Source organism: Bradyrhizobium sp. 613_E4_N2_2 (genome assembly GCF_052075995.1).
In the GTDB taxonomy this organism is placed as follows: Bacteria; Pseudomonadota; Alphaproteobacteria; order Rhizobiales; family Xanthobacteraceae; genus Bradyrhizobium; species Bradyrhizobium barranii.
On the sequence record NZ_CP197234.1, the window covers coordinates 1,249,204 to 1,262,966 of the forward strand.

Sequence of the window (13,763 nt, forward strand, 5' to 3'; positions counted from 1 at the left end):
GATGTCTCGGTCCCGGCTCCGCCAAGGCTACGCCGAGGCCCACACGAGCGCTCGGCACGCCGAAGCTTCAGCGAAGGCGGCAAGCCGGGGCATGACAGCGGAGGGGGGCGGCAGCAAACCTCGTCACGCCCGCCATGTCATCTTCAGCACCGGCCGTCCCGAGGTCGGGTTCAAATCGTCTCCGGCATGGGCAAAGCCGTTGCGCTCGTAGAATCGGATGGCGCGGGCATTGTCCTTGTTGACGAGCAGCGTGACGCCCGACGGTGACAGGCGCTTGGCCTCATCCACCAGCAGCCTGGCCGCATCCGAGCCCCAGTGCGCGGGATCGACCACGAGCTGGTCGAGATAGCCTTCGCCGTCGATGGTGACGAAGCCGGTCAGAACGCCGTCCGCTTCTGCGACCACGATCGAGGCTTTCGGCACCAGATCCTTGCGCCAGCGCTCGCGCCACCAGTCCAGCCGCGCGGCGAAATCGATCTGCGGATAGGCTTGCTGCCAGGTGCGATGCCAGAGGTCGATCGAGGCGGTTTCGTCCTCGGGGCGGTAGGGGCGGAGGCGGAGGGCGCTCACTACCGCTCCGTCAGCTTCAGCTCGATGCGGCGGTTGCGCTTGTAGGCCTCTTCCGTGTTGGCGGTGTCGAGCGGCTGGAATTCGCCGAAGCCGGCTGCGACGAGGCGCTGGGCGGGCACGCCGAGCGAGATCAGATATTGCACCACCGAGATCGAGCGCGCCGCGGACAGGTCCCAGTTCGATTTGAAATTCGCGCCGCTGACCGGGCGTATGTCGGTGTGGCCGTCGACGCGCAGCACCCAGGGGATTTCGCTCGGGATCTTCTTGTCGAGATCGATCAGCGCGGTCGCCAATGTGTCGAGCTCGGCGCGGCCCTCGGGCAGAAGTGTCGCCTGGCCGGTGTCGAAGAACACTTCGGACTGGAACACGAAGCGGTCGCCGACGATGCGGATGTCAGGGCGATTGCCCAGAATGGTGCGCAGGCGGCCGAAGAACTCCGAGCGATAACGCGACAATTCCTGCACGCGCTGCGCCAGCGCGACATTCAGGCGAGACCCGAGATCGGCGATGCGGTTCTGCGATTCCTTGTCGCGCTTCTCGCTGGCGTCGAGCGCCTCCTCCAGCGCGGCCAGTTGCCGGCGCAGCGCGCTGATCTGCTGGTTCAGCACCTCGATCTGCGCCAGCGCCCGCGCCGAGACCGCCTTCTCCGAGTCCAGCGCCTTGCCGAGCTCGGTGGTCTTGCCCTGGGCGTCGTTGCCGGCAGCGGCGAGGCCGTCATAGAGGCCCTTGATGCGATCTCGCTCGGTCTCGGCCGAGGCGAGGCCCGCTTTCAATTGCGAGACCTGGTCGTCCAGCGTGAGCTTGCCGAGCTTCTCCAGCGACAAGAGCTCGTTGAGCTGGGCGATCTTGGCGTTGAGCTGCTCCAGCGCCTTGTCCTTGCCGGTGACCTCCTGCGACAGGAAGAACTGCACGACCAGGAACACCGACAGCAGGAACACGATCGACAGCACCAGCGTCGACAGCGCGTCGACGAATCCGGGCCAGTAGTTGAAGCCGGCTTCGCTGCGGCGGCCGCGGGCTAGAGCCATTGTCGTCTCCGTTCTCTCGTGTCCCGGACGCGCTGCAGCGTGCAACGCTGCTGCGCAGAGCCGGGACCCATTCCTTGTTTCTCTGGGCCCCGGCTCAGCAGCGCATCACTGCGTGCTGCGCTGCGTCCGGCGCACGATACTTCTTGCGCGGCTCAGCCCTTCTCGGGCTGGCGCGCGATGCGCTCCAGCAGGCGGCGGATCTCGCGGTTCTGCTCGCCCTGGCCGTCGGCCCATTCGCGGATCATCTGCTGCTCGGTCCGCATGTGCGAGACCAGCGCCTGGATGGCTTCGGCAAGGCTCGCCATTGCCGCCGTGGTGCCGCGGCTGGCGCTGCCTTCCTCGAGCACGGAGCGTAAGCGCTCGACGGCGGCCTGGAGCTCGCCGCTGGCAACGCCGCCGCTGCCACCGGCGGCTGCGACCGCAACCTCGCCGTGGCCATATTCGCGCACGGTAGTGGCGAGCCAGTCTTCGAGGTCGGTGTAGAAGCGGTTCTGGGCCTGGCTCGATTGCAGATCGAGGAAGCCGAGGATCAGCGAGCCGGCGAGGCCGAACAGCGAGCTCGAGAACGAGATGCCCATGCCGCCGAGCGGGGCGGCGAGGCCCTCCTTCAGCGTGTCGAACAGGGCGCCGGAATCGCCCCCGACCTTGAGCCCGTCGATCACCTTGCCGACCGAACCGACCGTCTCGATCAGGCCCCAGAAGGTGCCGAGCAGGCCGAGGAAGACCAGCAAGCCGGTCATGTAGCGGGAGATGTCCCGGGCCTCGTCCAGGCGGGTCGCGATCGAATCGAGCAGGTGCCGCATGGTGGTCTGGGTGATCGTCATCCGCCCGGTGCGCTCGCCGCCGAGGATCATGGCCATCGGCGCCAGCAGTTTCGGGTGCCGGGACGGCGCCAGGCCGGGATCGGCGATGCGGAAATTGTTGACCCAGGAGACTTCGGGGTAGAGCCGGATCACCTGGCGGAAGGCCAGGATGATGCCGATGAACAGCACGCCGCCGATCAGGGCATTGAGGCCGGGATTGGCGAAGAAGGCCAGGATGATCTGCTTGTAGAGCACCACGCCGACCAGGGTGCACAGCACCAGAAAGACCAGCATCCGCACCAGGAAAACGCTGGGCGAGGATAGCTTGGTATATTCGATATCGATGGGGGAGCGGGGCGAGGCGCCTGGCGGCATGGCCGGTATCATCCGTTACGAACTTGCTTGCGGGGCGCACTATGGCACAGCGGCAGCCCAAAAAAAGCGCCGGATGTGCCGATTTCGTGGAGAGCTCTCGGAACCCAAAGCTGAAACCGCGCTTTGATAGAGGCGCAATTTGCAAAACTTCGGCATTCCGCAGGCTTAGGTCGGATTTTTTGCATGGTGACGAATCCTGGGGAGTGGCCGTCATCGCGCTCTTGCTCGCGGTCCGGATGGCGCTCGCCTGGGTGGCGCGGCAGCATCTGCGGCGCGGTCGATCCTGTCTGGACCTCAGAGCCCGCCGGGCCGGTGGCAACGCCCGAACCTGCCCGTTCCTTCCGCCGCCGCCACAACGAGACCTGATCAACGGAGTGATCGCATGAGCGTCGTTTCCGCGATCTTCGGGACTGCCGAACGCGTGCCGCTGCCGGACGTCGTGATCCGCGCCGCGATCCAGCGCCTGTGCTCGCGCACGGCGACGCGCATGTCCGCGTTGGGCGCGGCCGACGATGCCGCCTTCGCCGGGCGGATGATCCTGCGGCCGATCGCCGGGGACGCGGATGCCGTCAATGCCGGGCATGACGAGGTGCCCGCGGCGTTCTTTGCGGAGGTGCTCGGCCCCAACCGCAATTATTCGTCCTGCTTCTACAAGTCCGATGCGAGCACCCTGCAGGAGGCGGAGGAGGAGGCGCTGCGCCAGACCGTCGAGCACGCCGGTCTCGCCGACGGCCAGACCATCCTCGAGCTCGGCTGCGGCTGGGGCTCGCTGTCGCTGTGGATGGCGCGGCGGTTCCCGCATGCGAAGGTGACGGCGGTGTCGAACTCGCAGGCCCAGCGCGCCTATGTCGAGGAGCAGGCGCGGCTGCGCGGGCTGTTGAACCTGCGCGTGGTCGCCGCGGACATGAACGTGTTCGCGCCCGATGGGGAGTTCGACCGCATCGTCTCGGTCGAGATGTTCGAGCAGATGATGAACTGGCGCAAGCTGATGACGCGCGTGCGGTCCTGGCTCGCGCCTGACGGGCGCTTCTTCATGCACATCGTCACCCATCGTTCCGGCTCTCATCTGTTCGACCGCGCCAATCGCGAGGACTGGATCGCGCAGCATGTCTTCATGGATGGATTGATGCCGAGCCATCACCTCGTCAGGCAATTCGGCGACGTCTTCAGGATCGAGAAGGAATGGTGCTGGAGCGGTACACACTATCAGCGCACCGCGAACGACTGGCTCGCCAATTTCGATGCGCATCGCGACACGATCGAAGCGTCCCTGCGCAGCGTCCATGGCGAGGAGACCGCTTTGTGGATGCGACGCTGGCGCTGGTTCTTCCTCGCGACATCAGGGCTGTTCGGCTACGCCGATGGCAGCGAATGGGGTGTCAGCCACTACCGGATGAAGGCGGGTTAGGGCGAGTACACGTCAATTTCGCGCCGAAGATCAGGGAAGGGTATGAGGTTCGCGGCGCCCCTGATAGGCGCGATAGCGGACCTCGCCAGAGGTCCGGGTTGGGTCCAAAAGGCGGGTGAATGTGATGAGGCTGCGCGGCGCCAACACATCTGAATGCCTCAGGAAAGCCATTGTGACCCACTGACCCCTGGTCAATGACATAACGTCTTTTCCCTTTCCGGCCCGGGTTTGATCTAGCGCAAAGCGCTGAGATGTTTTCACGCTAATGTAATTTTTTCTCAATGACTTCATTGGAGGCTGCAATGATCATTGAGCGCTTGTCCCGAGAACATCGCAATATCGAGACACTGCTCGCCGTCCTCGAGCGCGAGCTGGAAATTTTCGATCGCGGGGACCGCCCTGACTACGAAGTTATTCGCGCGGTTATCAGCTATTTCGAACTCTATCCCGAGATGTACCATCATCCTCTTGAGGAGCTGGTCTTCGCCAAGCTAAAACGTCGCGATCCCGCTGCGGCTGCAAAGATCGGTAACCTCACACTTGAGCACCAGAAGGGGACCGAGCGTTTGCGCCGCGTCGCTCAAGCGGTCGATTACGTCCTCGCGGATCGTGAAATCCTGCGGCAAAATGTGGACAAGGTCGTTCGCGATTTCATAGAGAGCGAGCGGCGTCACATCATGATGGAAGATCGTGATTTCTTTCCTGCCGCCCTCAAGGCTTTAGAGCCTCAGGATTGGACCGAGATCGCTTCTGCTTCAATCAATCATGAGGACCCGCTGTTTAGCGAGGCTGCCGAAGAAACCTTTGACACGCTACGAGCACGGATCTTGCAGTTAGAGCAGGAGGCTGAAGCCGGCCGACATTAGTCGAGCGAGCGTTGCTCTCGCGGGTGACGTCGGCTTCGGATCACGCGCATAACGCTTTGATCGTCTTTATGGGTACACACCCTCGTAACGTTCCGTTGCGATCTTCTGTCGCAGCTCGCGGTGATGGAACCCGACTCACAATCCGGTGAGTCCCGAAAAGCGCCCTGAACTCAGCATGATAGGTCATGTGGCATTGAGCCGCCCGCGCAATGCGTTGCGTCGCAGCAAGTACCTTCTATCTTGACGGCATCAGCCGCATGGAATCGCCCAGAACGGGTTCGCGCGGAGCGTGATTTCAGTTTCAACAACATCGGGGCACTTAACTTCATGTCAGGACTTCGCGCGCGATCGGCATGCGTTGCAATGATGCTCGCGGCCCTTACGCCGCTGCTCGCGGGCTGCGACGAATCCGTCTCTGCGGTGTCCGCTGCCCAGCCCGCCGATCCTGACGTCAGCATCGTCATCGTCAAGCCGCAGCCGCGCGCCGTGGTGCGCGAGCTGCCGGGCCGCATCGCGCCGACGCGCGTCTCCGACGTGCGGCCGCGCATCTCCGGCATCGTGGTCGAGCGCCTGTTCCGTCAGGGCAGCGAAGTGAAGGCCGGCGATGCGCTCTATCGCATCGATCCGCGTCCGTTCGAGGTCGAGGTGATGGCCACCGAGGCGGCCGTCGCCAAGGCCGAGGCCGGGTTGATGCAGGCGAGACAGCAGGCGCACCGCATCGCCACCCTCACCAAGGATCGCGCTGCCCCAGAAGCCGAGAACGAGAAGGCGATCGCGGCCGAGCGTCAGGCCCATGCCGAGGTCGAAGGCCGCAAGGCGGAACTCGCGCGCGCCAAACTCAATCTCGACTACGCCACCGTGCGCGCGCCGATCGACGGCGTCGTCGGTGCGGCGCTGGTCAGCGAGGGTGCGCTCGCGGTGCAGAACGAGACCAACCTCGCCAGCATCCAGCAGCTCGATCCGATCTATGCCGACTTCACCCAGTCGGTGACCGAGCTCAACCAGCTCCGCCGCGCCTTCGAGAGCGGCGACCTCGAGCGCATCGCCGCCGATGCCGCCAAGGTGCGCCTCGTGCTCGACGACAACACCCTTTATTCGCTCGACGGCAAGCTGCTGTTCTCGGACGCCAAGGTCGATGCCCATACCGGCCAGGTGACCCTGCGCGGCGAATTCCGCAATCCCAAGCGCGAGCTGCTGCCGGGCATGTATGTCCGCGTCCGGATCGACCAGGGACTCGACAGCGACGCAATCGCGGTGCCGCAGCAGGCGATCCAGCGCAACGGCGGCGGCGGCAGCGAGGTGTTCGTCGTCAAGGACGACAACCACATCGCCGTGCAGCCGGTGCGCACGGGCTCGGTGCAGGACGGACTCTGGTTCGTGACCGAGGGCCTGAAGGCCGGCGACAAGGTCGTGGTCGAAGGCTTCCAGAAGTTCGCGGCCGGCGACAAGGTGAAGCCGCAATCCTGGTCGGAAGCGGACGCCACCGCGGACAATCGGCACGCCCAGAAGCTGACGCGGTAACGCGCCATGGCGAGTTTCTTCATCGACAGGCCGATCTTCGCCTGGGTGGTCGCGCTGTTCATCTGCTTGATCGGCGCGATCGCGGTCCCGCTGCTGCCGATCGCGCAATATCCGATCATCGCGCCGCCCTCGATCTCGATCTCGACCAGCTATCCCGGCGCCTCGCCCGAAAACCTCTACAACAGCGTCACCCGGCTGATCGAGGAGGAGCTCAACGGCGCCTCCGGCATCCTCAATTTCGAATCGACCAGCGACTCGCTCGGCCAGGTCGAGATCATCGCCAATTTCCAGCCGGGCACCGATACCAGCGCCGCCTCCGTCGAGGTGCAGAACCGCATCAAGCGCGTCGAAGCGCGGCTGCCGCGTGCGGTGATCCAGCAGGGCATCCTGATCGAGGAAGCCTCGAGCGCCGTGCTCCAGATCATCACGCTGAACTCGACCGACGGCAGCCTCGACGAAGTCGGCCTCGGCGACTTCATGATCCGCAACGTGCTCGGCGAGATCCGCCGCATCCCCGGCGTCGGCCGGGCCACGCTCTATTCGACCGAACGTAGCTTGCGCGTCTGGGTCGATCCGGCAAAGCTGGTCGGCTACGGGCTGACCGCGGACGACGTCAACAAGGCGATCGCCGCGCAGAACGCACAGGTCGCTTCGGGCAGCATCGGCGCCGAGCCGTCGACCTCGAGCCAGCGCACCTCCTCGCTGGTGCTGGTCAAGGGCCAGCTCTCGTCGCCGGACGAATTCGGTTCCATCATCCTGCGCGCCAATGCCGACGGTTCGACCGTGCGGTTGCGCGACGTCGCACGCATCGAGGTCGGCGGCCTCAGCTACCAGTTCAACACGCGCCTGAACGGCAAGCCGACCGCGGGCCTCTCCGTGCTGATGTCGCCGACCGGCAACGCGCTGGCGACCGCGAGCGCGGTCGAGGAGAAGATGAAGGAGCTGTCGCGCTTCTTCCCGGCCAACATCTCCTACGAGATCCCCTACAACATCACGCCCGTGGTCGAGGCCTCGATCAAGAAGGTGCTGACGACGCTGGTCGAAGCCGTGGTGCTGGTATTCGTGGTGATGTTCCTGTTCCTGCAGAACATCCGCTACACCATCATCCCGACCATCGTGGTGCCCGTGGCGCTGCTGGGCGCGTGTACCACGCTGCTGCTCGCCGGCTATTCCATCAACATGCTCTCGATGTTCGGCATGGTGCTCGCGGTCGGCATCCTCGTCGACGACGCCATCGTCGTGGTCGAGAACGTCGAACGCATCATGTCCGAGGAAGGCCTGCCGCCGAAGGAAGCGACGCGCAAGGCGATGGCGCAGATATCGGGCGCCATCATCGGCATCACGCTGGTGCTGATGGCGGTGTTCGTGCCGATGGCGTTCTTCCCAGGCTCGGTCGGCATCATCTACCGCCAGTTCTCGGTGACCATGGTCGCCGCGATCGGCTTCTCCGCCTTCCTCGCGCTGTCGCTGACGCCGGCGCTGTGCGCGACGATTCTGAAGCCCGTCGCGGCCGGCCACGGCCATGCGAAGCGGGGCGTGTTCGGCTGGTTCAACCGCATGCTCGAAGGCGGCAAGGAGGGCTATTCCCGCACCGTCGGCTTCTCGCTGAAGCGGACCGGCCGCCTGATGCTGGTCTATGTCGCGCTGCTGGCTGGTCTCTCCTGGGCCTTCGTCAGCCTGCCCGGCGGCTTCCTGCCGATCGACGACCAGGGCTTCGTCACCACCGACGTGCAGACGCCGTCGGATTCGTCGTATCCCCGCACCGAGGCCGTCATCGAGAAGGTCGAGAAATATCTCGCCGAGCGGCCGGGTGTGAAGGATGTCACCTTCCTCACCGGCTTCAGCTTCTCTGGCCAGGGCATGAACACCGCGCAGGCCTTCATCACGCTGAAGGACTGGTCGGAGCGCGGGCCGAAGGACTCTGCCGCGGCGATCGTCAACGACATCAACCGCGATCTGTCGTCGTCGATCCGCGATGCAAAGATCTCTGCGCTCCAGCCGCCGCCGATCGACAATCTCGGCAACTCCTCGGGCTTCTCGTTCCGCCTCCAGGACCGCGGCCAGAAAGGCTATCCGGCATTGATGCGCGCCGCCGACCAGCTGATCGCGGAGGCCAATGCGAGCCCGGTGCTTCAGAAGGTCTATATCGAGGGCCTGCCCGAGGCCGGCGTGGTCAATCTCGTGATCGACCGCGAGAAGGCCGGCGCCTTCGGTGTCACCTTCGAGGACATCAACAACACGATCTCGACCAATCTCGGCTCGAACTACATCAACGACTTCCCGAACCGCGGCCGCATGCAGCGCGTCGTGGTGCAGGCCGATGCCCGCGACCGCATGCGGACCGAGGACATCCTCAACTACAACGTCAAGAACAGCCGTGGCCAGCTCGTGCCGTTCTCGTCCTTCGCCACGGTCGAATGGGCGCGCGGCCCGACGCAGATCGCGGGCTTCAATTATTATCCGGCAGTGCGCATCTCCGGCGAGGCGAAACCCGGCTTCACCTCGGGCGACGCGATCGCCGAGATGGAGCGGCTTGCCGGCAAATTGCCGCGCGGCTTCGGCTATGAATGGACCGGACAGTCGCTCCAGGAAAAACTGTCGGGCTCGCAGGCGCCGTTCCTGCTGGCACTGTCGGTGTTCGTGGTGTTCCTGTGTCTTGCCGCGCTCTACGAGAGCTGGACCATTCCGCTCGCGGTGCTGCTCACGGTGCCGCTCGGCATCGTCGGCGCGGTGGCCGCGGCGATGCTGCGCGGCCTGCCCAACGACGTCTATTTCACCGTCGGCCTGATCACCATCATCGGCCTCGCGGCAAAGGACGCGATTCTGATCATCGAGTTCGCCAAGGACCTGCGCAAGGAAGGCAAGCCGCTGGTGGACGCCACCATCGAAGCCTGCCGCCTGCGCTTCCGCCCGATCCTGATGACCGGCCTTGCCTTCATCTGCGGCGTGCTGCCGATGGCGATTGCGCACGGCGCCGGCGGCGCCAGCCAGCAGGCGCTCGGCAGCATCGTGATGGGCGGCATGATCGCGGTGGTGATCCTGGCGCTGCTGATGGTGCCGGTGTTCTTCGTCTCGGTGCAGCGCGTGCTCGCGGGAGATCGGGAGCCGGCTGCGGCGAAGGACGGCGAGGCGTACGGGCCGCCCGCGCCGGTGAAGCCATAAGGCGAGCTGTCATGCCCCGCGCAGGCGGGGCATCCAGTACGCCGCGGCCCTTCCGTATCCAACAAACGTCTCTGGAATACTGGATCACCCGCTCCAGTGCGCAAGTGCGCACAAGGCGGGTGATGACGGCGGAGTGTGAAGCGCAGGGCTTCGCCTTACGCCTACTTCCGCAAAATCTTCACCAGCTCCCCGTGCACGAACTCGTTGCCGCACACGACATGCCCGGTCACCAGCGCGTCGCCCGGCGTTGCGATGTCGCTCACCGTGCCGCCCGCCTCGCGCACCATGATCATGCCGGCGGCGATGTCCCAGGATTGCAGGTTGCGCTCCCAGTAGCCGTCGAGGCGGCCGGCGGCGACGAAGGCCAGGTCGAGCGAGGCGGCGCCGAAACGGCGGAGGCCCGCGACGCGGTCCTGGATCGCGGTCATCTCGCGGCGGAATTCCTCGTGGTCGCCGCGGCCGATATGCGGCAGGCCACAGGCCACCACGCATTCGTTGAGCTGGCGGCGGCCGGCCACGCGCAGGCGCTGGTCGTTGAGGAAGGCGCCCTTGCCGCGCTCGGCGATGTAGAGCTCGTCATTGGCGGGGTTGTAGATCACGCCCGCAATGATCGTGCCCTCGCGCACGAGGCCGATCGAGATCGCGAATTGCGGGATGCCGTGCAGGAAGTTGGTGGTGCCGTCGAGCGGGTCGACGATCCAGGTGTGGCTCTTGTCGCTGCCTTCGCGGGTGCCGCCTTCCTCGCCGATGAAGCCGTAGCCGGGGCGGGCCTTGGCGAGGTCCTGGTAGAGGATCTCCTCGGCGCGCTTGTCGGCGAGCGAGACGAAATTGGCCGGCCCCTTCAGCGAGACCTGGAGATGCTCGATCTCGCCGAGATCGCGCTTGAGGCTGCGGCCGGCGCGGCGCGCGGCCTTGACCATGACGTTGATAGTGGCGGAATACAGCATGTGCTCTGGTCTTGATCGGGGGAAATGGCGCGAAATCGCGCCTGTTTGAAGGATGGGGTGCCCTGCGAGGGCCTTTGCGTCAAGTCATTTGGTCCCGAGCCATTTTCTGGCGGCGGCCTCGGCCTTGCCCCGGTCCTCGGCCGGCAGGTCGGACAATTGCTTGTCGAGCTCCGGATCGCCCTTGCCGGAGGTTTTCGCCACCAGGTGCCATTTAAAGCCCTCGACCTTGTCCACGGACGTGCCCATGCCGTTGATCAGCACCCAGGCCAGGCGGTTCTGCGCGATCGCGCTGCCCTGGCGGGAGGCCTTGCGGAGCAACGCGACGGCGGCCGGCTGGTTCTTCACCGTGCCGGTGCCGTTGAACATGGCGATGGCATATTCGACCTCGGCATCGACATTGTCCGCCAGTGAAGCCGCCTGGAGCAGCCGCACCGCGCGTTCCGGGTCCTTCGGCACGCCGGTGCCTTCCTTGTAGAAGGTCGCCAGCGCGTATTGCGCCTCGGGCAGGCCGGCGTCGGCGGCCTGACGCAGCAGCTCGGCGGACCGCTTGACGTCCTGCGGCAGGGTCTGGCCGTCGAGGTAAAGCAGCGCGAGGTTATAGGCCGCCTTGGGCTCGCCGAGCTTGGCGGCGGAAGCCATCAGCTTCACCGCCTCGCTTTTGTCGACCGAGCCGCCGCGGCCGGAAATTCGCAGCATGGCGAGCGCGAACATCGCCTCGCGGTCGCCGGCATCGGAGGCGCGCTTGTACCATTCCAGCGCCTTGGCGTAGTCGCGGCGGATGCCCATGGCGTTGGAATAGAGCTCGCCGAGCATGGTCATCGCCTTGGGGTCGCCCGCTTGTGCGCGGGCGGTGGCGAGATCGAACGCCGTCTTGTACTGGCCGCGCTGATAGGCGCCGAACACCAGGTCGACATTGGGATTGTCGGTTGCCGGTGCGGGGATCACGGTTGCGGGCAGCGCCGGCTTGGGCGAGGCGGCCGGCTTGGGCGAGGCCGAAGGTTTTGGCGCCGGCGCGGCCTCCTTCTTCTTGGCGGCCGGAGGCGGCTTGGGCTTCTCTTTCTCAGGCACGGCGCTCGGCGTGGCCACCGGCGGCGTGATCTGGAGCTGCGCGGCCGCGGGCGCCGTCAGCAGCAGCGTGGCCAGGATGGTGATGCGCGGGAGCTTCATGTCGGGCGCTAGCCGTGCTCCTGACCCGCAAGCGCGGCCGCATGGGCCTTCTTGATCTCAGCGTCGACCTCGATCAGCGCGGCCTTGGGACCGCGCGGATCGGACCAGACGAATTCGCCGACCAGCACGAAATCGGCGCCGCTGGCGGCGAAGTCGTGCGCCTCTTCGAGCGAGGTGGCAAAGCCGACGCAGGGCGGCTCGAACAGCTCGGCCCACCAGTCCAGCCGCTCGGCGATCGCCTGGGACGACGGGCGTTGGCCCTTTGCATCAGGTTCGCCGAACAGCACGTAGTCCGCGCCTATCTCGCCCGCATCCATGGAATGGTGCCGCGTCGTCAGCCCGCCGACGCCGGCGATGCGATCGGGCTTGAGCGATGGCAGCGCCTCTTTCAGCGCGGCGATGCCGGGCAGGTGCGCGCCGTCGGCGCCGCCACGTGCGACCAGTTCGGCATGACCTTCAACGAGCAGCGCGGCGCCCGCCTTCTGGACCGGCGGGGCCAGCGCCTTGATGCGCGTGATCATGTTGCGCTGGTCGGTCTCCTTCAGCCGCAGCAGCACGGCCGCGACGTCGGCGGCAGCGAGCAGGCCCGGCAGCTCGGCGACGAACGCAGCGGGATCATCGATGGCAGGCGTCGCGAGATAGAGACGCGGCGCCGGGCGCGGCGGAGGCGATTTGTTCGACAAGATCTAGGCTGCTTTCTTTTCCAGGCTGCTTTGCCATTCGCCCTTGGACGCCAGACCATTCATCCGGGCGCGATGGCTGAATGCACTTTGGCCGGCTGCGACATTCTCGGCCTTGCCGGACCAGGCCTTCTGCGGCGCGGCCTGCAGCGCGCGGCCGTAGGAGAAGGTCAGGCCCCAGGGCAGCGGGCCAAGCTTGTGCATGGCGTTGAGATGCGCCGTCGCCTCTTCGCCCGACTGGCCGCCGGAGAGGAAGGCGATACCGGGCACGGCCGCGGGCACGCAGGCCTTCAGCAGCCGAATTGTCTTCTCCGCGACTTCCTCGACGGGAGCCTGCTTCGCGCACTTCTTGCCCGAGATCGCCATGTTCGGCTTCAGCACCATGCCTTCGAGCGCAACGCGCTGCACGCGCAATTCCTGGAAGGTCTTGTTGAGCACGCGGGTCGTCACTTCATAGCAGCGGTCGATGTCGTGATCGCCGTCCATCAGCACTTCCGGCTCGACGATCGGCACGATCTGCGCGGCCTGGCACAGCGCTGCGTAGCGGGCCAGCGCATGGGCGTTGACGCCGATCGCGGTCATCGACGGAATGCCGCTGCCGATATCGATCACGGCGCGCCATTTGGCGAAGCGCGCGCCGCGCTCGTAATATTTCTTCAGGCGCTCGGCGAGCTTGTCGAGCCCGACGGTGACGAGCTCGCCCGGGCACATCGGCAGGGCTTGCGTGCCCTCGTCGACCTTGATGCCGGGGATGGCGCCGCTCTGTTCGATCAGCTTGACCAGTGGCGTGCCGTCCTTCGCGTCTTGCCAGATCGTCTCGTCATAGAGGATCACGCCGGAGATGTACTGGCTCATGGCCTCCCTGGAGCGGAACAGCATCTCGCGATAGTCGCGGCGATTGCCTTCCGTCGATTCCACCCCGATCGCGTCAAATCGCTTCTTGATGGTGCCGGAGGATTCGTCGGCGGCAAGGATGCCCTTGCCGGGCGCGACCATGGCGGTCGCGATCCTGTTGAGCTCAGTCAGATTCATCGAGAGGTCCTCCCAAAACGATGCTGCCCTTGCCTGTGAAAATAGACCGTTCTCGGGCAATTGCCGAGTTAACGTTCGTCGCAGGGTAAAGGGGGCCCTCTGTCCTTCCGGGATGCGCCGAAAGGCGCAGGCCCGGAATCCATAACCCCAGGCTGTGGTTATGGATTCTCAGATGCGCAATTGCGCATCATAGCCCACGCTTCG

At 65.5% G+C, this 13,763-nt stretch carries 11 protein-coding genes; 4 read left to right on the forward strand and 7 right to left on the reverse strand.

The features are described from left to right. Positions 1-123 precede the first annotated feature (123 nt). The 3 genes from AB7290_RS05845 to AB7290_RS05855 all read right to left on the reverse strand — a co-directional run bounded on the left by AB7290_RS05845 (position 124) and on the right by AB7290_RS05855 (position 2,776). Entirely contained in the window at positions 124-570 is a 447-nt protein-coding gene (locus tag AB7290_RS05845) for a GNAT family N-acetyltransferase (protein WP_085401775.1), read from the reverse strand. Next, complete coding sequence (locus tag AB7290_RS05850; RefSeq protein ID WP_085401776.1) at positions 570-1,598, reverse strand: peptidoglycan -binding protein; 1,029 nt, start codon at positions 1,596-1,598, stop codon at positions 570-572. Before AB7290_RS05850 ends, AB7290_RS05845 begins: the two co-directional genes overlap by 1 nt. A 152-nt stretch (positions 1,599-1,750) precedes the next feature. Further along, positions 1,751-2,776, reverse strand: coding sequence for a flagellar motor protein MotA (locus AB7290_RS05855; RefSeq protein ID WP_085401777.1), 1,026 nt, complete (start codon positions 2,774-2,776; stop codon positions 1,751-1,753). Positions 2,777-3,158: 382 nt separating this feature from the next. Here AB7290_RS05855 and AB7290_RS05860 point away from each other — a divergent pair, with 382 nt between their 5' ends. The 4 genes from AB7290_RS05860 to AB7290_RS05875 all read left to right on the forward strand — a co-directional run bounded on the left by AB7290_RS05860 (position 3,159) and on the right by AB7290_RS05875 (position 9,733). Then, positions 3,159-4,184: an SAM-dependent methyltransferase gene (locus AB7290_RS05860; protein WP_085401779.1), complete on the forward strand. Its 1,026-nt coding sequence runs from the start codon at positions 3,159-3,161 to the stop codon at positions 4,182-4,184. Between the two features lie 302 nt (positions 4,185-4,486). Further along, positions 4,487-5,050: a hemerythrin domain-containing protein gene (locus AB7290_RS05865; RefSeq protein WP_063981018.1), complete on the forward strand. Its 564-nt coding sequence runs from the start codon at positions 4,487-4,489 to the stop codon at positions 5,048-5,050. Positions 5,051-5,377: 327 nt separating this feature from the next. After that, positions 5,378-6,571: an efflux RND transporter periplasmic adaptor subunit gene (locus tag AB7290_RS05870; RefSeq protein WP_094184113.1), complete on the forward strand. Its 1,194-nt coding sequence runs from the start codon at positions 5,378-5,380 to the stop codon at positions 6,569-6,571. A 6-nt stretch (positions 6,572-6,577) separates the two neighbouring features. Then, positions 6,578-9,733 carry a multidrug efflux RND transporter permease subunit gene (locus AB7290_RS05875; protein WP_085401780.1) on the forward strand — a complete coding sequence of 1,052 codons (3,156 nt, stop codon included), beginning with the start codon at positions 6,578-6,580 and terminating at the stop codon, positions 9,731-9,733. A gap of 161 nt (positions 9,734-9,894) precedes the next feature. On the opposite strand, the gene AB7290_RS05880 is transcribed toward AB7290_RS05875, so the two are convergent. The 4 genes from AB7290_RS05880 to AB7290_RS05895 all read right to left on the reverse strand — a co-directional run bounded on the left by AB7290_RS05880 (position 9,895) and on the right by AB7290_RS05895 (position 13,559). Beyond that, positions 9,895-10,680, reverse strand: a complete 786-nt coding sequence (locus AB7290_RS05880; RefSeq protein ID WP_028150910.1) for an inositol monophosphatase family protein — start codon at positions 10,678-10,680, stop codon at positions 9,895-9,897. Between the two features lie 84 nt (positions 10,681-10,764). After that, complete coding sequence (locus AB7290_RS05885) at positions 10,765-11,847, reverse strand: tetratricopeptide repeat protein (protein WP_085401781.1); 1,083 nt, start codon at positions 11,845-11,847, stop codon at positions 10,765-10,767. Between the two features lie 8 nt (positions 11,848-11,855). Continuing rightward, the gene (locus AB7290_RS05890; protein WP_441253363.1) at positions 11,856-12,530 is read right to left on the reverse strand and encodes a thiamine phosphate synthase; all 675 of its coding nucleotides are present in this window, start codon (positions 12,528-12,530) and stop codon (positions 11,856-11,858) included. A 3-nt stretch (positions 12,531-12,533) separates the two neighbouring features. After that, complete coding sequence (locus tag AB7290_RS05895) at positions 12,534-13,559, reverse strand: class I fructose-bisphosphate aldolase (protein ID WP_085401783.1); 1,026 nt, start codon at positions 13,557-13,559, stop codon at positions 12,534-12,536. Positions 13,560-13,763: the final 204 nt, after the last annotated feature.